This window comes from Micromonospora sp. NPDC047187, assembly GCF_040643355.1.
Classification (GTDB): domain Bacteria; phylum Actinomycetota; class Actinomycetes; order Mycobacteriales; family Micromonosporaceae; genus Micromonospora; species Micromonospora salmantinae.
The window spans coordinates 299,602-317,353 of record NZ_JBEYUF010000004.1 but is presented as its reverse complement, the minus strand read 5'-3'; the positions used below and the strand labels follow the sequence as shown (position 1 = coordinate 317,353).

Below are 17,752 nucleotides of genomic sequence, written 5' to 3'. Positions count from 1 at the left end.
GGGGACGGGCCGATGAGCACCTTCGAACTGGTGGTCTTCCCGCAGACCTCCGATCATTACGAGTTGCGGCTGTCCGTCGACGGCGCGCCGCCCCAGACCCGCAGTCTGGACAGGGCTGCGGTCGATGAGCTGATCACGCTGGTGCAGCGTGACTACAGCAGTGACGCCAACGCACAGCGGGTGTACGGCGCGGTCCGGCTAGCTGAGCTGGGGGCGAGGCTGGCGGAGTTCCTCGACGGCGACCAGCGGTGGCTGACCCCGATCCTGGCCCATCCTGCCGGGGCGGTGTTGCGGATCAGCGCCGAGGAGCGGTTGCGGCACCTGCCTTGGGAACTGCTCGCCCGGGAGGGCACGTTCCTGACCGTGGCAGGGCGGGCACCGCTGTTGCCGGTTCGAGCGGTCGGCACCCACGCAGCACTGACCAGCCCAGTCACGCCGAACAACCGGCCGTTGCGGGTGTTGTTCATGGCAGCCTCGCCCGAAGGCGTCGAGCCGGTGCTCAACTTCGAGGCCGAGGAGACCGCGATCCTGGCCGCGACCCGACGGACCGGCACCGATCTGGTGGTCGAAGAGAGCGGCACCCTGGCAGGGCTCCGGTTCCTGAGCCGCGACTACGGGCCCGACCACTTCGATGTGCTGCATCTGAGCGGGCACGCCACCACCGACGGCGGGGAGCCGGTCTTCGTGGTGGAGGACGAGTTCGGCGGGCGCGCCAAGGCGACGGCCGACCAGATCGCCCAGGCGATGCAGGGACACTGGCCGAGACTGGTGTTCGTTTCCGGCTGTCTGACCGCTGACGCCCCTGGTGGTGGGGTTTTCCCGTCGATGAGCGAGAGCCTGGTCGACGCTGGCGCCCCTGCGGTGCTGGGCTGGGCGCTACCGGTGGGGGACGTCTCCGCCACCGATTTTGCCGCAGCTCTCTACCGGGCACTGGCCGACGGCGGATCGTTGGACCAGGCCGTCATCGAGGCCCGCCGTCACCTGTTCCACGACAAGAAAAGCAACTACTGGCATCTGCTCCGGGTCTATGCCGACCGGTCCCCGCTGACGTCCCTCGTCACGCCGCTGCACACCCGGGACCGCAGACAGTCGCAGGTGCGCGCCGCCGACCGGCAGTTCCTGGACCCGCAAACCCAACTGTCCCGGGTCGCGTCCCGCGCCGAGTTCGTCGGCCGACGGCGGATCATCCAGCGCTGTCTGCGCGCCCTCCGGCAACCCGCCGACACCCCCGGCGCGGCGCAGGGCCTGCTGCTGGCCGGCATGGGTGGGCTCGGCAAGAGCAGCCTCGCCTCCCGGCTCCTGGAACGCATGCCCACCCACCAGCATGTCGTCTGGTACGGCCGGGTCGACGCCATCAAGTTCCGCGAGCTGACCAGCAAGATCCGCTTCGACAGCGTCGAGCAGTCCGAGGAGGCCGGCAGGCTTCTCGACAACGAGCAGATTCCGCTCCCGACCCGGCTGCGGTACCTGCTCGACGCCGACGGGCTCCTTGGCAGAACACCCTGCCTGTTCGTGTTCGACGACTTCGAAACCGGCAACCTCGACATCCGCGACGACGGCAGCCGCGTGCTCGCCCCGGCGATGGCCGAGATCCTGCCCGCCCTACTCGCCGCGATCCGCGACACCGGCAGCCCGAGCCGCGTCATCATCACCAGCCGCTACCGCTTCCCCGCCCCGGCCGGCACCACCATCGCCGTCGCGGCTCTGGAGACCCTCAGCCCCGTCGAGCAGACCAAGAAGATCGCCAATCTGGTCAACCTGCGCCCCGAATCCACTATCGACCCGGCCATCCGGGACCGGGCGATCGAGGCCGCGGCGGGCAATCCCCGCCTGCTCGACTGGCTCAACCGGATCGTCAGCGATCCCACCCTCGACATCGACGGCCTGCTCACCGCCATCGAGAACGAGACCGACAGGTTCCGACGCGAGACGGTGCTGGCCGACAACCTGCTCGACTCCCAGCCCCTCGAACTCCGCCGCATGCTCGCCAGGATCAACGTCGTCGAACTACCCGTACCCGCCGCCACCGTCCACGCAATGCACCAACACCCCTACGCCGATCGGCACATCCAGCGGGCCGTCCAACTCGGCCTGCTCGAAGAGGGCATCGACCCCGAGACCCGCCAGCCCCGCTACTACGTTTCCAACATCCTGCACCCTCTCGTCCGCCCCCTGATCACCGACGACGAACACACCGAGGCATGCGCCGCCGCCGCCCAGTCCCTCTATCAACTCTGGGTCCTCAACCCCGCCGGTTCCAATGGCCGCTGACGCAAGGGACCTCGCCCGATGGGTCGAGGTGCACCGGCTTGCTGTCGCCGGTCAGCAGCCGCTGATCGCCCGCGATGCCGGTGCCCGGGTGTGTTGGGTGTGGTTGCGTACCTCGCGGTTCGCGGCGGTCGAGGCCATGGCCACCGCGACCCTGACCCTCGGCCCGGACGCCCGCGCCCTCTACCAACGTGGCTGGGCGCGGTCGTCAACCGGTCGGCCCTGGCCGGCGCTGGAGGACTTTCAGCAGGCCCTGACCATGTACCAGCAGGCCGGCGACCGGGGCAACGAAGCCAGCACCCTCACCAACATCGGCCACGTGTACTACAGGTTAGGAGATCGGCATCGGGCCTTGGACCACTATCACCGAGCGCTGCCTATCCAGCAGGAGGTCGGTGACCGGGCCGGCGAAGCCACCACCCTCACCAACATCGGCACCGTGTACGACAGGTTGGGTGACCGGCAGCGGGCCCTCGACCACTTCCACCAGGCCCTACCCACCCAGCGGAAGATCGGTGACCGGGCCGGCGAAGCCGCCACCCTGACCAACATCGGCAGCGTGTACGACAGGTTGGGGGATCGGCAGCGGGCCCTCGACCACTATCACCAGGCCCTACCCATCCAGCAGGAGATCGGTCACCGGACCGGCGAAGCCACCACCCTCACCAACATCGGCCACGCGTACGACAGGTTGGGTGACCGGCAGCGGGCCCTCGACCACTACCACGAGGCCCTACCCATCCAGCGGCAGGTCGGTGACCGGGCCGGCGAAGCCACCACCCTGAACAACATCGGCGGCGTGTACGACGGGTGGGGGGATCTACAGCGGGCCTTGGACCACTTCCACCAGGCCCTACCCATCCAGCGGCAGGTCGGTGACCGGGCCGGCGAAGCCACCACCCTGAACAACATCGGCGGCGTGTACGACGCGTTGGGTGACCGGCAGCGGGCCCTGGACCATTACCACCAGGCCCTGCCCATCCGGCAGGAGGTCGGTGACCGGGCCGGCGAAGCCGTCACCCGGTACAACATCGCGATCGTCCACCAGGCGGGCGGTGACCTGGACCAGGCGATCCGGGAACTCGAACACGTCGTCGACCTCGACCGGCAGGTCGACCACCCCGACCTCGAAGCCGACACCGCCCTCCTCGAACAACTCCGCCGACAACGCACCCTGCCTAACACCTGAGCGCTGAATGAACTCTCGGCAGATCCGGGTGCCTGGGCTTCGACTGGCGCGTCCCACCTTGATCGACTCGGGCGGGGCAAAGTGGGGGTATCGACAGTGCGGGAGCCGAGGCCGCCCCGGCAAGCAAGGTTGAGCGGGAGCAAGTAGGCCGGGGGGTCAATGAGGGCGGGACAGGCCGGCGTAGACGTCAAGGTGTCGCTTGATGACGACGTCCGGGTGGAAAGTCTGCTCGTACCGCAGCCGGGCCGGTGCGGATAGCGCGGCGGCACCGGCCCGCGCGACCGGGAGCGCTGCGGCCAACGCGGCCGGGTCCGGCGGGACCACCCAGCCGGCGGTGCCGGTGACCAGGCCGGCCGGCACCCCGGACGGACCGGCCGGCGGCGGGGAGTGGCCGGCGACGGCCGAGGCGACGGCGGCCGGACCAGTGCCGGCGGGCTCGTGCGGGGCGTCGGCCCCCACCAGGTACGGAATGCCGCCCAGCGCCGTACCGAGCACCGGTCGGCCGTTCGCCAACGCCTCGATGATCACGGTGGGCAGCACGTCGTGCCACATCGCGGCGGCGATAACCACAGCGCTCGCCTCGACTGCGGCCTGCACGCCGGCCCGGTCGAGCTGACCGAGGTAGACCACGTCGGGTCGCTCGGCGGCGGCTGCCTCCACGAGGTGGCGCAGCTCGCCGTCGCCGGCCACCCGCAGCGTGCCCAACGAACCCACCGGGTGCCGGCGCCAGGCGTCCAGCAGCAGGTCGACGCCCTTCTCCGGAGAGAGCCGCGCCATGTAGAGGAACCCGTTACCCAGCGGTGCCGGCCGACCCGGGTCGGGTACGGAGTTCGGCTTCACCACGATGCGTTCGTCCGGAATGCCGTAGTCGCGGAGGTGATCGGCGATCGCCGAGGTGAGCGCGATGTACCGGTCGACCGAGCGCCAGGTGCCCCGGTGCACGGCCAGGGTGGTCGCCATCAGCGCGCTCTGCACCGCCGAGTCCCGGTAGCAGCGGTGCTTGATCGCTGGCACACCCAACGCCCGACCCTTGCAGTCCTGACAGATCACGCCGTCGCGGAAGTAGATCCCCGACGAGCAGACCTGCCGGTAGTTGTGCACCGTCTGCACCACCGGCACGCCGTGCCGGTGCGCGGTCCGCACCACCCAGGGCGAGATCAGAGGGTACGGGTTGTGCAGGTGCAGAACGTCCGGTCGGTGCTCGGTGAGCAGCCGGCTCAGGTCGTGTTGGGCGCGCGGCGCCCAGATCGGCGAGATCGGCAGCAGCGCCTTCGCCGCCTTCGACATCGACGGGATCTCGTCCGAACTGCGAATGAAGGGCAGCACCTCGACGCCAGCGGCGGTGAGCTGCGCGATCTCCGAGTCGACGATCGTGTTCTCACCGGAAGGCTGGGCTTCCCGGTACCGGTTGTGTGCCACCACGATTCTCACGGGAAAGAAGGCTACCGTTGTGTCGTGCCCGAACTACCGGAGGTTGAGGCGCTCGCGGGTTACCTGCGTCAGCGCGCGGTGGGGCGGCGCGTCGATCGGCTGGAGATCGCCGCGATCAGCGCCCTGAAGACGTACGAGCCGGCGCCGTCCGAGGTCGCCGGCCGGGCGGTGGTCGACGCCAGTCGGCACGGAAAGTTCCTCGACGTCCTCTTCGAGGGCGGCCTGCACCTGGTGGTGCATTTGGCGCGAGCGGGCTGGCTGCACTACCGGGAGGCGTTCCCCGCCACCACCCCACTGCGTCCGGGCAAGGGCCCGATCGCGGTGCGGGTACGCCTGGATGACGGTTCCGGCTTCGACCTCACCGAGGCCGGCACCCAGAAGAAGCTGGCCGCCTATCTGGTCACCGACCTCGCGACGGTCCCCGGGGTGGCCAAGCTCGGCCCGGACGCGCTCGCCGCGGATCTGCCCCTCTTCGCCGAGCGGCTGCGGAGCAGGCGGGGGCAGGTCAAGGGGGTGCTGACCGACCAGTCGGTGCTGTCCGGGGTGGGCAACGCGTACTCCGACGAGATCCTGCACGCCGCGAAGCTGTCTCCGTTCGCGATCACCGATCGGCTCACCGACGCCCAGATCGCCACAGTGCACGCCGCCACCCGACAGGTCCTCGGCGATGCGGTCGAGCGGTCCCTCGGTCAGCGGGCCGCGGAACTGAAGGGCGAGAAGCGCTCCGGCCTGAAGGTGCACGCGCGCACCGGGCTGCCCTGCCCGGTGTGCGGGGACACCGTGCGCGAGGTGTCGTTCGCCGACTCCAGCCTCCAGTACTGCCCCACCTGCCAGACCGGCGGCAAGCCGCTCGCTGACCGTCGGTTGTCCCGCCTCGTACGGTGAGTAATTGCACTTCAGGGCTACGGAGCGGAATCGCCCTCAGTGAGCGGAAGCTCCGGTCCGCCCTTCTCGCCACGCGCGCATCCATCGGTATAGTGGCCCGGTCCCCGGCTTCTGAAATGGTGCGGAGCCGGCCAGATCCTGCCAGCACCGTCGGTCGCCAATCTCCTTTGGGGCGACGATCGGTCGGAGGCCGCGTGGGAGACTGGGACGGTGGGCGACCCGGGCCTTCACGCCGAGTGAGCGGCCCGTGTCATGCGGGAGGACATGGGTGAGGTGACGGCAAGCCTCCAGCGCCCGGTAACCAACGAAGGCCGGAGCAGACTCGTGCGGCACGTCGACAGCTTCGAGATCCAGCCGCCGACGCCGCCGTCCCACAACGGCGTACCTCGGTCGGCTTGGACGAGGGCACGACGCCGCGTCTCCCGTTGGCACCGCCCCTACACCGCGATCCTGCTGCTGCTCGACTTCGGCGCGGCGGCGTTCGCCAGCTGGATCGCGATCCAGCTGTTCGACCAGGCCGCCTCCGGGTTCTCCGGCACCCAGCAGGACCCGACCTGGTTCCACACCGTCTCCTACCTGCTGCTCCCGCTCGGCTGGGTGATCATCCTCTGGAGCAACCGGGCGTACGACCGCCGCTACCTGGGGCTCGGCCCGGACGAGTTCAAGCGGGTCATCCGGGCCGGGGTGACGGTCGCCGCGAGCGTCTCGTTCCTCGCGTTCGCCACCAAGACCGAGTTGTCCCGCTGGACGGTCGGCACGGCCCTGCTCGGCGCGCTGCTGTTGATCCTGTGGGGCCGTTTCGTGGCCCGCTGGGCGCTGCACTACATCCGGCGGCGGGCCGGCCAGGCCGCGCACCGGATGGTGCTTGTCGGCACCCTGCCCGAGTGCCTGGAGGTCTACGCGGCGGTCACCCGCAGCCCGGCCGCCGGGCTGATGCCCGTCGCCATCCACATCACCGACGGGTACGCGGCGGCCAGAGGCATGCCGACCCCGGTTCCGGTGTACGCCGGACGTGACGTCCTGGCCCTGGTCCGTGAGGTCGGTGGGGACACCATCGCCGTCTGCGGGTCGGCCAGCGCGGAGCCGGGCGAGTTGCGCCGGTTGGCCTGGCAGTTGGAGGGCTCCGGCGTCGACCTGGTGGTCGCCCCGCAGCTCACCGACATCGCCGGCCCTCGGGTGCACATCCGGCCGATCGAGGGTCTGCCGCTGCTGCACGTCGAGGAGCCGACCCTCTCCGGGCCGGCGCTGCTGGCCAAGAACCTGATGGACCGGGTCGCCGCCGGTCTCGGCCTGCTGCTGCTGGTCCCGCTCTTCCTGGCCATCGGCGTGGCGATCCGGATCTCCGACCCAGGGTCGGTCTTCTTCCGGCAGCCCCGGGTGGGGCACGAGGGGCGCACGTTCCGGGTGTGGAAGTTCCGGACCATGTACGTCAACGCCGAGGACCGGCTGGCCAGCTTGGTCGATCGGAACGAGACCGACGGCATGCTGTTCAAGATGAAGGAGGACCCTCGGGTCTTCCCGGTCGGTCGCTTCCTGCGGGCCACGTCGCTGGACGAGCTGCCGCAGCTGATCAACGTGCTGTGGGGCGAGATGTCGCTGGTCGGGCCCCGCCCGCTGCCGGCCGACGACGGTGACTTCCTGGGTGACGTGCGGCGCCGACTGCTGGTCCGCCCCGGCATGACCGGGCTGTGGCAGGTCTCCGGGCGCTCCGACCTGTCCTGGGACGAGTCGGTCCGACTGGACCTCTACTACGTCGACAACTGGTCGCTCGCGTACGACCTGAGCATCCTGTGGCGCACCGTCGGGGTGGTGCTCGCCCGCAAGGGCGCGTACTAGAGAGTTGGCGCGCCGGCTCCCAGGGGCGAGGATCGCTGCGTGGCTGCCAACCTCTCCGCCGTGGTCGGCGTCGTCTCACTCGTCACCGCGCTGACCGCAGCCCTGCTGGCGGTGCTGCGGCTGCGGGCCCGCCGTGGCATCGCGACCGCCACCCAGCGGGCCACCTACGAGGTGCTGCACACCGCCGGCCTGGCCGCCGAGCCGCTGCGAGCGGGGTTGAGCGAGGCGGGCGCGGCGAAGGCCGTACGGCATCTGCGGGCGCTGGTGGGCGCGGTCGGGCTGGCGCTCACCGACGCCGACCGGCTGCTGGCCCTCGACGGGCGCGGCACGCACCACGGAGAGCAACTGCTCGTGGCGGCCCAGCGGACGGTGGACAGCGGCCGCTCGACGGTGCTTGGTGAGCAGGAACTGCACTGCGACCGGGTCGACTGCCCGGTCCGCGGGGCGGTGGTCGCGCCGTTGCTGGGGGCGGACGGCCGGGTGGTGGGCGCGCTGGTGGCGGTCGCCGACAGCCCGCCGCCTCCGGGGTTGGTGCAGGCCACCCTCGAGACGGCGCACTGGGCCGGCAACCAGCTCGCCCTGGCCGAGCTGGACTCGTCGCGGGAGCGGCTGGCCCGCGCCGAGATCCGTGCGTTGCGGGCGCAGATCAGCCCGCACTTCATCTACAACGCGCTGACCGCGATCGGCTCGTTCGTACGCACCGACCCGGAGCGGGCCCGGGAGCTGATCCTGGAGTTCGCGGAGTTCACCAGGTACTCGTTCCGGGCGCACGGGGAGTTCACCACGCTGGCCGAGGAGCTGCGGTCGATCGACCGCTACCTGACCATCGAGCGGGCCCGGTTCGGCGACCGGCTGCAGGTGCGGTTGCAGATCGCCCCGGAGGTGCTGCCGGTGACGCTGCCGTTCCTCTGCCTCCAGCCGTTGGTGGAGAACGCGGTTCGCCACGGGTTGTCCCGCAAGCCGGGCACGGGCATGGTGAGCATCGAGGCCCGGGACGCGGGGGCCGAATGCCACATCACGGTGGAGGACGACGGAGTGGGAATGGATCCGACCACGCTGACCGCCGGCATCGCCGAGCTGGCCCGCGGCACCGGCGACCCGGGCGACGACACGGGCCAGCACGTCGGCCTCTCCAACGTCGACGAGCGGTTGCGCTCGGTCTTCGGGGACCGGTTCGGCCTGGTCGTGGAGACCGGGTTGGGCTCGGGCACGAAGGTGAGCATGCGGGTGCCGAAGTTCCACCCCGGCGTGCGGGCAGGGTCGTGAGCGAGCGGACCGGAACGGGTGGGGTGAACGCGTCCGGTTTCCTGCGCGTCCTCGCGGTGGACGACGAGCCGCCCGCGCTCGACGAACTGGCGTACCACCTGCGGGCCGACCCCCGGGTGGCCCGGCTGCACACGGCGGGCGATGCCACCGAGGCCCTGCGGCTGCTGCGCGACGGCGACGTGGACGTGGTCTTCCTGGACATCCGGATGCCCGGCCTGGACGGCATGGAGCTGGCCCGGGTGCTGCGCCGCTTCGCCCGGCCACCGGCGATCGTGTTCGTCACCGCGTACGACGACGGCGCGGTGGACGCCTTCGATCTGGGCGCCACCGACTACGTGCGGAAACCGGTGCGCGCCGATCGGCTGGCCGAGTCGCTGCGCCGGGTGATCGGCTCGCGGGTGGTGCCGTCGCACCCGGCGGCGCTGGCCCGCGCGGAGGAGGACCCGACCATCCCCATCGAGTTGGCCGGCACCACCCGGATGCTGCCCCGATCGGCGGTGCGCTGGGTGGAGGCGCAGGGCGACTACGCCCGGTTGCACACCGCGGAGGGGTCGCACCTGGTGCGGGTCTCGCTGGCCACGCTGGCGGAGCGCTGGGCCGATGCCGGTTTCGTCAGGGTGCACAGGTCGTACCTGGTGCAGTTGAAGCTGATCGCGGAGTTGCGGCTGGTCAACTCCGGCTACGTGGTGGTGATCGACTCGACCGAGCTGCCGGTGAGCCGGCGGCACACCCGGGAGCTGAAGGACAAGCTGGTCAGGGCCGCGAAGCAGGATTGGAGTCGCTGAGCCGGGAATGGAAGCAGCCCTACCGTACGTTGTACGCTAGTCCGTACGACTTCCGGGAGGCCTGCCGTGACCGAGACCCCGTTCGACGCCGAATCCGAGTTCGACAGCCAACTCGACCGACTGGTGCAGCTCGGCTACCCCGCCCTCGCCGGGCTGACCGAGAGCGCCTTCCGCGACCTGGTCGCGCCACTGCGGGCCACTGCGGTCGAGGGCACCGCCGGGCTACCCGCCCCCACCGACGCCCGGGTGCCGTTCGTGCTGGTCATCACCCGGGACCTGATCGGTGTGCCGGAACGGGTGGAGCTGACCACCCTGGCCGGCAAGAGCAAGCCCGGGGTCATCGACCGGAACTACGCCGACGACGACCTGCCCCGCTTCGATCCGATCAAGGAGCTGGAGGTGCCCGCCGGTCCGGCGTACCTGCTCTTCGACGTCGACCGGGGCGAGGAGTTCCGCAATCTGGCCCCGGCCACTGCCATGGAGGGGATCACCGCTCAGGGCCGGTTGCCGCTGAGCATCGACGAGGGGCTCGCCTTCATCACGCTGCACCCGGCCGCGCTGGCCAGCAACCGGTGCTTCTCGCTGGTCGGCTCCCGCTGCGGCGACAAGCGGGTGCCGGCGCTGTGGATCAGCCAGGGCGCACCCAAGCTGGGCTGGTGCTGGTACGGCAACCCGCACACCTGGCTCGGCTCCGCCTCGGCCCGGCCGGAGCGCGTCGGCCTGGAGTGACCGCAGGCCGTCGATGATCGACCCGGGTTCCGGAAAGTCGGGCCATCCCACCGGCCCGGATGGCCCGACTCTCCGCAAGCTCGGTCGGTTGTCCACAACGAGCCTCCGGAGTTCCCACACGCCAGCCGGCATGATCCCCGAGTTATCCACAGCCGCGACCGGTTCTCCACAGGTTATTCACAACGCAAACCACTGATCTCCACGGCCGCTCCCTACAGTCAGGACCCATGAGCGCACGCCGGGTACTGGTGGTCGAGGACGAACGGACCATCGCCGAGTCCATCGCCGCCCGACTACGGGCCGAGGGTTTCACTGTGGAGATCGCGGCGGACGGGCCCAGCGCTGTCGCCCAGTTCCACGCCGGACAGCCGGATCTCGTCGTCCTCGACGTGATGCTGCCGGGCTTCGACGGTCTGGAGGTGTGCCGCCGGATCCAGGCCGACCGGCCGGTGCCGGTGCTGATGCTCACCGCCCGGGACGACGAGACCGACCTGCTCGTGGGGCTGGCGGTCGGCGCGGACGACTACCTCACCAAGCCGTTCTCGATGCGGGAACTCACCGCCCGGGTGCACGTCCTGCTGCGTCGGATGGAGCGGGCCGCCGCCACTCCCGCGCCGCCCGCCATCCGCCTCGGCGACATCGAGATCAACGAGGCCGAGCGACGGGTCCGCCGGGCCGGGGCGGACGTGCACCTCACCCCGACCGAGTTCGACCTGCTGGTCCACCTCGCGGGGCGGCCCCGCACGGTGCTTCCCCGGGAACGGCTGCTCGCCGAGGTCTGGGGATGGGGCGACGGGAGCGGCACCCGCACCGTGGACAGCCACATCAAGGCTCTGCGCCGCAAGCTGGGTGCCGACCTCATCCGCACTGTGCACGGCGTCGGCTACGCGCTGGAGCTGCCGTCATGACGGCGACAGTGCTCACCCGGCTGGACCGGGTGCTGGAGCTGCTGCCCCGACCGCTGGACCCGGTGCGCTCGATCAAGCTGAAGCTGGGTGTGCTGCTGGTCGCCTCCGGGGCGGCCGGGCTGGCCTACTTCTCGTACGGCATCGGCTGGCCGCCGCCGATCACCTCGGCCACCGCCATCGCCGTCGCCCTGCTCACCTCGCAGGTGCTCGCCCACGGCATGACCTCGCCGTTGCGGGACATGACGGCGGCCGCCGGGGCGATGGCGCGCGGCGACTACACCCGTCGGGTACGCGCCACCTCCCGCGACGAGGTCGGCGAGCTGGCCCAGGCGTTCAACAAGATGGCCGAGGACCTGCACGCCGCCGACCAGCGCCGACGCGAGTTGATCGCCAACGTCTCGCACGAGCTGCGTACGCCGATCACCGCGCTGCAGGGCGTGCTGGAGAACATGGTGGACGGGGTCGCCGATCCCGAACCCGCGGCGCTGCGTTCGGCGTTGGCCCAGACCGAACGGCTCGGGCACCTCGTCGCCGACCTGCTCGACCTGTCCCGACTCGACGCCGGGGTGGTGCCGTTGCGGCGCGTACGCATCGACGTGGGGGACTTCCTCGACGAGGCGGTGGAGCACGCCACGGCCAGCGCGTCCGGCGCCGGTCTGGACGTGCGCTTCCAGCTCCGTGACCTGCCGGCACCGCTGACGGTCCACGCGGACCCGTGGCGCCTGCACCAGGTCTTCGCGAACCTCCTCGACAACGCGGCCCGACACAGCCCACCCGGCGGCACGGTACGGGTGTGCGCAGAGGAACACGGCGACCAGCTCCGCTTCGAGGTGAGCGACGAGGGCCCGGGCATACCGCCGGACGAGCGTTCCCGGGTGTTCGAGCGATTCACCCGCGGCGACCGGTCGGTCGGCGGGGGGACCGGGCTCGGCCTGGCCATCGCCCGGTGGGTCGTCGAACTGCACGGCGGTCGGATCGGTGTCCTCGATCCCGCCGGACCAGACCGGGGTGACCGGCCCGGCTGCCGCATTCAGGTCACCATCCCGTGCGACGGGCCATACCGAGAAGAGGCCGCATGACCAGCCCCGGCAGCACCCCTCTCCCGGCCACCGGGCCGAGCGGACCGCAGGTCTCCCCGACCGTTCGACCCGGCCCGGCTGGCCCACCAGCCGCCGCTCAACCCCGACCCGGGCCGGCCGCCCCGACCCTTGCCAGGCCACCAGGGCTGATCGAGCGGCGCTGGCCGGGGCCGGCCGGTCCGGCCGGTCCGCTGGTCCTGGCGGCGCTGACGGCGGCGGCGGTCGTCGGCGCCTCGACGCTCACGATGGTTCGTCCCGGACTCGGCTGGCTGGTGGCCGCGCTCGCCGGCACCGCCGCCCTCGTAACCGCCAGCGTCGTCCGTTCCAGGACGTTGACGTCGGCTGCGGACGTCACCAGGCCGACCGCCGCGACGGCGACCGCGACACCGACCGCCACGACAGCTGCGGCGGCCACCGCCCGCCCCGGTGCCACGGGGGCACCGGGGCGGGTGGCGCAGGTCGTCTGGGCTGCCGCGACGGTGGTGTTGGTCGCCGTCGGCACGGTCCGGGCCGCCGGCTGGCTCTTCGCCCTCTGCCTGCTCGCAGCGGCGGTGACCGGGACACTCGCGGTGACCGGCGGGCGAAGCCCGCTCGGAATGTTGGTCGCCGCGACGCTGCCGCCGGCCGCGACGGTACGGGCGCTCCCGTGGGCGGTACGCGGTCTACGCAGCGGCCGTCCGACCGGGTCGGGTATCGAGGTCGGACGCATCATCACCAGCCTGGCGATCTCCGCCGGCCTGCTGCTGCTGTTCGGGGTGCTCTTCTCCTCCGCCGACGCGGTCTTCGCCGATCTGGTCACCGGATTGCTGCCCGACATCTCGGTGCCCGGTGTGATCGGTTGGGCGTTCCGCCTGCTGCTGATCGGTGGCGGTCTGCTTGGTGCCGCGTACCTGGTCAGCCGCCCACCCGACCTGGAGGGGCTGCGACCGGCGCCGTCACGACCGGCCCACCGGCTGGAGTGGACCCTCCCGCTGGTGTTGCTCGACGCCCTGTTCGCCGCGTTCGTGCTGGTTCAGCTGACTGTGTTGTTCGGCGGGGCGGGGCACGTGCTGCGGACGGCCGGGCTCACCTACGCCCAGTACGCCCGCGGCGGGTTCTGGCAACTGCTCGCCGTCACCGCGCTCACCCTGCTGGTGATCGCGATCGCCGCCCGCCGGGCACCGAAGGCCACCCCGGGGGACCGGCTGCTGGTCCGCGTACTGCTCGGCACGCTCGCCGCGCTCAGTCTGGTGATCGTCGCCTCGGCGCTCTACCGGATGCAGGTCTACGCCGACGCGTACGGTGCCACCCGGCTGCGGCTCGTCGTGTCGGCGGTCGAACTCTGGCTCGGGCTGCTCTTCATTCTGGTCGGGGTTGCCGTGGTGCGGTTGCGGGCCGAATGGCTCCCCCGGCTGGTGGTGGGCACCGCGGCGCTGGCGCTGCTCGGGTTGGCACTTCTCAACCCGGATCGCCTGATCGCCGAACGGAACGTCGACAGGTACCTGGAGACCCGCCGGTTGGACGTCGGCTACCTGTCCGGGCTGTCGGCAGACGCCGTACCGGCCCTGGATCGGCTGCCCGAGCCGATGCGCTCCTGCGCACTCGGGGAGATCGCAGCCGAGCTGCCCCGGGACGGGTTCTGGGCGGCGAACCTCGGCCGGGAACGCGCCCGTCGGGTTCTCGACACGACCCGGGTGAGCGCCGGCGTGACCGACTGCCTCGGGTTGCAACGCTGGTGAGCATGAACGCTTGACAATCGCGTACGGCGGGCGAGACTGCCGGGGTGGCCAAGCAACTCCCCGACGTCGGGTCGAGCGGTGCGGTACCGCCGCCCCGGCGGTCCCGGATCGTGCTGGCCGAGATCACCAGGCAGGACACCCGCGCCGAGCGGACCCGCGCCGAGCTGGCCCAGCAGACCCAGGTCGGCGAGGCGCTGGTCCGCGGCCTGGTCCGGGCCCAACTCGCACTGGCGTTGCGGCTGTCCCTGGTGGTGGCCATCGGGTTGGGCGGGCTGCCCTGGCTGTTCGCGATCGCGCCCTCGCTCGGCCGGACCACAGTCGCCGGCGTCAACCTGCCGTGGCTGCTGCTCGGGGTGGCCTCCTTCCCGTTCCTGATCGGCGTGGGCTGGGCGTACGTGCGGCTGGCCGAGCGCAACGAGCAGGACTTCACCGACCTGGTGCAACGGCCGGAGCGCTGAGTGGGCAACGACTTCGTGGTCCCGGCCATCGTCGCGGTCACCCTGGTCACCGTCGGGATCGGCTTCTACGGGCTGCGGATGGCCCGGACCACGTCCGACTTCCTGGTGGCGTCCAGGGCGATCAGTCCGACCTGGAACGCCGCCGCCATCGGCGGGGAGTACCTGTCGGCGGCGAGCTTCCTCGGCATCGCGGGGCTGGTCCTCAAGTACGGCGTGGACGTGCTCTGGTACCCGGTCGGGTTCGCCGCCGGCTACCTGGCCCTGCTGCTCTTCGTGGCCGCGCCACTGCGCCGCTCCGGCGCGTTCACCCTGCCCGACTTCTGCGAGCTGCGGCTGGGGTCGCGTCGACTCCGCATCCTGGCCACCGCCTTCGTGATCTTCATCGGTTGGCTGTACCTGGTGCCGCAGCTCCAGGGTGCCGGGCTGACCCTGGCCACGGTGGCCGGCTCCCCGTACCCCCTCGGAGCCCTGCTGGTGGCGGCCGTGGTCACCGCGAACGTGGCGCTGGGCGGCATGCGCGCGATCACCTTCGTGCAGGCGTTCCAGTACTGGCTCAAGCTGACCGCTCTCGCCGTACCGGTGATCTTCCTGGCTCTGCAGTGGCAGGCCGACGGCCGCCCGGCGGTGACCCCGCCCGACGGGCCGACGTTCCGGGCCGCGACCACCGTCGTGGTCGAGCACCGCGCGACCCTCACCCTGCCCGACGGTGACATCCGGGAGGTACGCCCCGGCGACGAGTTGACGTTCGCCGCCGGTGACCCGGTGCCGGACGTCTCCGGGGTGGCCACCGACGCCAACGACTGGTTGCTGCCCAGCGCCGCCGGTGACGACGACCGGGGCCTGTTCGCCACGTACTCGCTGATCCTGGCCACCTTCCTGGGCACCATGGGCCTGCCGCACGTGCTGGTGCGCTTCTACACCAATCCGGACGGCGCGGCGGCCCGTCGGACCACCCTGGTCGTGCTGGCGTTGGTCGGCGCGTTCTACCTGCTGCCCACCCTGTACGGGGTCCTCGGCCGGATCTACACCCCGCAGTTGCTGCTCAGCGGCCAGACCGACGCGGTGGTGGTGCTGCTACCCGAAGCGGCCCTGGGTGACGGCCTGGCCGGGCGGCTCCTCGCCGCGCTGGTCGCCGCGGGCGCCTTCGCGGCGTTCCTCTCCACCTCGTCCGGCCTGCTGACCAGTGTCGCCGGGGTGATCTCGACGGACGTGCTCGGTCGGGGATCGGTACGCGGGTTCCGGCTGGCCACCGTCATCGCCGGTGGTGTGCCGGCGGTGCTGGCGCTGCACGTCTCCGGGCTGGACGTCTCGCAGGTCGTCGGGCTGGCCTTCGCTGTCGCCGCGTCGAGCTTCTGCCCGCTGCTGGTGCTCGGGATCTGGTGGCGCGGGCTGACCGACGTGGGCGCCACTGCCGGCGTGGTGGCCGGCGGCGGCGCGGCGATCGGCGCGGTGCTGGTCACAGTGCTCGGCCCACCGCTGTCCGGCTGGCCGGCCACGCTCATCGCGCAGCCGGCCGCCTGGACGGTCCCGCTGGCCTTCACAGTGATGGTCGCCGTGTCGATGGCGACCCGCCGGCGAGCCCCGGCCGACGTCGCCGCCACCATGCTCCGCCTACACACCCCGGAAGCCCTGCGGATGCAGTGATCCCCGCTGCCGCGATGCGCTCGGTCACGATCACCGCCATCGCCCCGGACCCACCTTCGCCATGGCAGAGGTGACTCCGGGGCTCGCGACCTGGTCAACAGGTGTCAGTGCCGGCGCAGAGCCGCTGCGCCACCGGGCGGGCGTACCGCAGCGCCTCCTTCGGCGTGGTGTCCATGTCCAACGCGACCTGTGCCACCAGGTCGCCCTGCCGCACGACGAGCCAGCGGCTCCGCACGCCCTCGATGTCCGAGCCCACCAGCACTGACTCGTCACCGGCCCCCAGCCCATCGGCCAGGACCGACATCGAACTGGTCGCCCCCCTGGGTTTGCAGTCGGTGAAAAGTGCGCGGACCGCGTCCATCTCACGGGCAGCATCGCGAATCGAGTAGCGGACGACGCGTTGGATCATCCTGTCGGTCGGCGAGTCGAACGACACGGTTCGCTGGGCGAGCCTGGCCGTGGACGTCCCCGACGGCGCTTCGCGACAGTAGATCGACACTGACTCCAGGCTCCAGTCGCCGTCGATGTCGTCCTCTGCCATCGTGAAGCCGGCGGGCAGATCCGCGAGCCGCAGCATGGCTGCGGCCGGAATCGCCGGGTTGGTGGAACCGGCCGACGGCCGACCACTGGTACGTGACGGGCTCGATGGCGGTGCGGGGGGAGTGGTGCTGGTCGTCGACGGCCGAGGTGCCGCCGAGGTGGCCGACGGCGTGGGTGTCGGGGTGGGTGATCCGGTCGCCGGCAGCACCGGCGTCGGCGCGCCCTCCCGGCCACCGGCCAGCGCCACCGCGCCGGTGGCCACCAGGGCCACCGCCACCACCGCGGCGAGCGCCGCCGCGATCCTCGTCTGACGGGTCCGCCGCCGGCCGCGCTCCCGCACCTGTGCGGTCGGGGCCCAGCTCAGGTGCTCGGTGTCGCGGTAGATGTCGGTGAAGAACTGATCAGGCATTGCTGACCTCCTCGGGGAGGGTGGTGCCGAGCATGGGGGCCATGGCCTGGCGGCCCCGGGAGAGCCGGGCCTTGACGGTGCCGAGCGGTACACCGATCTGAGTCGCGATGTCAGCGACCGAGAGGTCCGCCAAATAGTGCAGGACGATCGCCTCGCGTTGTTCCAGCGGCAGTCGACGTAACGCCGCGACCAGCGCGACGGTGTTCTCCGAGGGTGGTCCCACGGCAGTGGCCGGGCCGTGCCGCCGGTTCGCGCGGATGCCGTTGCGGATCTTGCGCCATCGGTTGATGAGGAGGCGGTGCCCCACGCCGCGCACCCACGCCTCCGGATCGTCGTACTCGCCGATGCGCTGCCAGCGCTGCCAGGCCCGCACGTACGCCTCCTGTGCGGCGTCCTGCGCCTCATGGATGTCGCCACCGAGGGCGTACAGCACGGTGACGACCCGGTGTCTGGTGGCTCGATAGAACTCCTCGAAGCCGTCGTCTCTGTCCAACGTCCCCTCCCCCGTTGTCGCTTCTGCCACTGTCACCCGCCGGCACGACGGCCGGTTGCATCAGAGGGCGCACGGAGAGTGGGTGTCGGCCGGAACGAGGCTGCCGAACACGAC

At 71.4% G+C, this 17,752-nt stretch carries 15 protein-coding genes; 12 read left to right on the top strand and 3 right to left on the bottom strand.

Going from position 1 to position 17,752, the window contains the following annotated elements; genetic code table 11:
* Nucleotides 1-12 precede the first annotated feature (12 nt).
* On the top strand, nucleotides 13-2,271 hold the full coding sequence (locus ABZ794_RS10695; protein ID WP_210782705.1) for a CHAT domain-containing protein: 2,259 nt from the start codon (nucleotides 13-15) through the stop codon (nucleotides 2,269-2,271).
* Nucleotides 2,261-3,457: a tetratricopeptide repeat protein gene (locus ABZ794_RS10690; RefSeq protein WP_357515228.1), complete on the top strand. Its 1,197-nt coding sequence runs from the start codon at nucleotides 2,261-2,263 to the stop codon at nucleotides 3,455-3,457. The genes ABZ794_RS10695 and ABZ794_RS10690 overlap by 11 nt, the downstream gene beginning before the upstream one ends.
* 156 nt (nucleotides 3,458-3,613) lie before the next feature.
* Here the strand turns inward: ABZ794_RS10690 and ABZ794_RS10685 are convergent, their stop codons facing one another.
* Nucleotides 3,614-4,888 carry a glycosyltransferase gene (locus ABZ794_RS10685; RefSeq protein WP_357515227.1) on the bottom strand — a complete coding sequence of 425 codons (1,275 nt, stop codon included), beginning with the start codon at nucleotides 4,886-4,888 and terminating at the stop codon, nucleotides 3,614-3,616.
* Between the two features lie 24 nt (nucleotides 4,889-4,912).
* Here ABZ794_RS10685 and ABZ794_RS10680 point away from each other — a divergent pair, with 24 nt between their 5' ends.
* The 10 genes from ABZ794_RS10680 to ABZ794_RS10635 all read left to right on the top strand — a co-directional run bounded on the left by ABZ794_RS10680 (nucleotide 4,913) and on the right by ABZ794_RS10635 (nucleotide 16,196).
* Nucleotides 4,913-5,773, top strand: coding sequence for a DNA-formamidopyrimidine glycosylase family protein (locus ABZ794_RS10680; protein WP_357515226.1), 861 nt, complete (start codon nucleotides 4,913-4,915; stop codon nucleotides 5,771-5,773).
* 264 nt (nucleotides 5,774-6,037) lie between these two features.
* A complete protein-coding gene (locus ABZ794_RS10675) occupies nucleotides 6,038-7,609 on the top strand; it encodes a sugar transferase (RefSeq protein ID WP_357515311.1) in 1,572 nt (523 codons plus the stop codon).
* A gap of 39 nt (nucleotides 7,610-7,648) precedes the next feature.
* On the top strand, nucleotides 7,649-8,875 hold the full coding sequence (locus tag ABZ794_RS10670) for a histidine kinase (protein WP_210782710.1): 1,227 nt from the start codon (nucleotides 7,649-7,651) through the stop codon (nucleotides 8,873-8,875).
* 23 nt (nucleotides 8,876-8,898) lie between these two features.
* On the top strand, nucleotides 8,899-9,660 hold the full coding sequence (locus tag ABZ794_RS10665; protein ID WP_088950711.1) for a LytTR family DNA-binding domain-containing protein: 762 nt from the start codon (nucleotides 8,899-8,901) through the stop codon (nucleotides 9,658-9,660).
* A gap of 66 nt (nucleotides 9,661-9,726) precedes the next feature.
* On the top strand, nucleotides 9,727-10,389 hold the full coding sequence (locus ABZ794_RS10660; RefSeq protein WP_357515224.1) for a DUF5701 family protein: 663 nt from the start codon (nucleotides 9,727-9,729) through the stop codon (nucleotides 10,387-10,389).
* 227 nt (nucleotides 10,390-10,616) lie between these two features.
* Complete coding sequence (locus tag ABZ794_RS10655; protein ID WP_357515222.1) at nucleotides 10,617-11,297, top strand: response regulator transcription factor; 681 nt, start codon at nucleotides 10,617-10,619, stop codon at nucleotides 11,295-11,297.
* Nucleotides 11,294-12,376 (top strand): HAMP domain-containing sensor histidine kinase, encoded by a 1,083-nt coding sequence (locus ABZ794_RS10650; protein WP_210782716.1) that lies wholly within the window; start codon nucleotides 11,294-11,296, stop codon nucleotides 12,374-12,376. The genes ABZ794_RS10655 and ABZ794_RS10650 overlap by 4 nt, the downstream gene beginning before the upstream one ends.
* Nucleotides 12,373-14,094 carry a DUF4173 domain-containing protein gene (locus ABZ794_RS10645; protein ID WP_357515218.1) on the top strand — a complete coding sequence of 574 codons (1,722 nt, stop codon included), beginning with the start codon at nucleotides 12,373-12,375 and terminating at the stop codon, nucleotides 14,092-14,094. The genes ABZ794_RS10650 and ABZ794_RS10645 overlap by 4 nt, the downstream gene beginning before the upstream one ends.
* 44 nt (nucleotides 14,095-14,138) lie before the next feature.
* Nucleotides 14,139-14,552, top strand: coding sequence for a hypothetical protein (locus tag ABZ794_RS10640; RefSeq protein WP_238687560.1), 414 nt, complete (start codon nucleotides 14,139-14,141; stop codon nucleotides 14,550-14,552).
* Nucleotides 14,553-16,196, top strand: a complete 1,644-nt coding sequence (locus tag ABZ794_RS10635) for a cation acetate symporter (protein ID WP_210782720.1) — start codon at nucleotides 14,553-14,555, stop codon at nucleotides 16,194-16,196.
* Between the two features lie 94 nt (nucleotides 16,197-16,290).
* Here the strand turns inward: ABZ794_RS10635 and ABZ794_RS10630 are convergent, their stop codons facing one another.
* Nucleotides 16,291-17,145, bottom strand: coding sequence for a hypothetical protein (locus tag ABZ794_RS10630; protein WP_357515215.1), 855 nt, complete (start codon nucleotides 17,143-17,145; stop codon nucleotides 16,291-16,293).
* Nucleotides 17,138-17,638: a SigE family RNA polymerase sigma factor gene (locus ABZ794_RS10625; protein WP_210782724.1), complete on the bottom strand. Its 501-nt coding sequence runs from the start codon at nucleotides 17,636-17,638 to the stop codon at nucleotides 17,138-17,140. Before ABZ794_RS10625 ends, ABZ794_RS10630 begins: the two co-directional genes overlap by 8 nt.
* Nucleotides 17,639-17,752 lie beyond the last annotated feature (114 nt).

Bases quoted from the DNA above. Each gene is read 5' to 3' on its own strand.
- ABZ794_RS10630 (WP_357515215.1), bottom strand. From the start codon at position 17,145: ATGCCTGATCAGTTCTTCACCGACATCTACCGCGACACCGAGCACCTG.
- ABZ794_RS10695 (WP_210782705.1), top strand. From the start codon at position 13: ATGAGCACCTTCGAACTGGTGGTCTTCCCGCAGACCTCCGATCATTAC.
- ABZ794_RS10675 (WP_357515311.1), top strand. From the start codon at position 6,038: ATGGGTGAGGTGACGGCAAGCCTCCAGCGCCCGGTAACCAACGAAGGC.
- ABZ794_RS10645 (WP_357515218.1), top strand. From the start codon at position 12,373: ATGACCAGCCCCGGCAGCACCCCTCTCCCGGCCACCGGGCCGAGCGGA.
- ABZ794_RS10655 (WP_357515222.1), top strand. From the start codon at position 10,617: ATGAGCGCACGCCGGGTACTGGTGGTCGAGGACGAACGGACCATCGCC.
- ABZ794_RS10650 (WP_210782716.1), top strand. From the start codon at position 11,294: ATGACGGCGACAGTGCTCACCCGGCTGGACCGGGTGCTGGAGCTGCTG.
- ABZ794_RS10690 (WP_357515228.1), top strand. From the start codon at position 2,261: ATGGCCGCTGACGCAAGGGACCTCGCCCGATGGGTCGAGGTGCACCGG.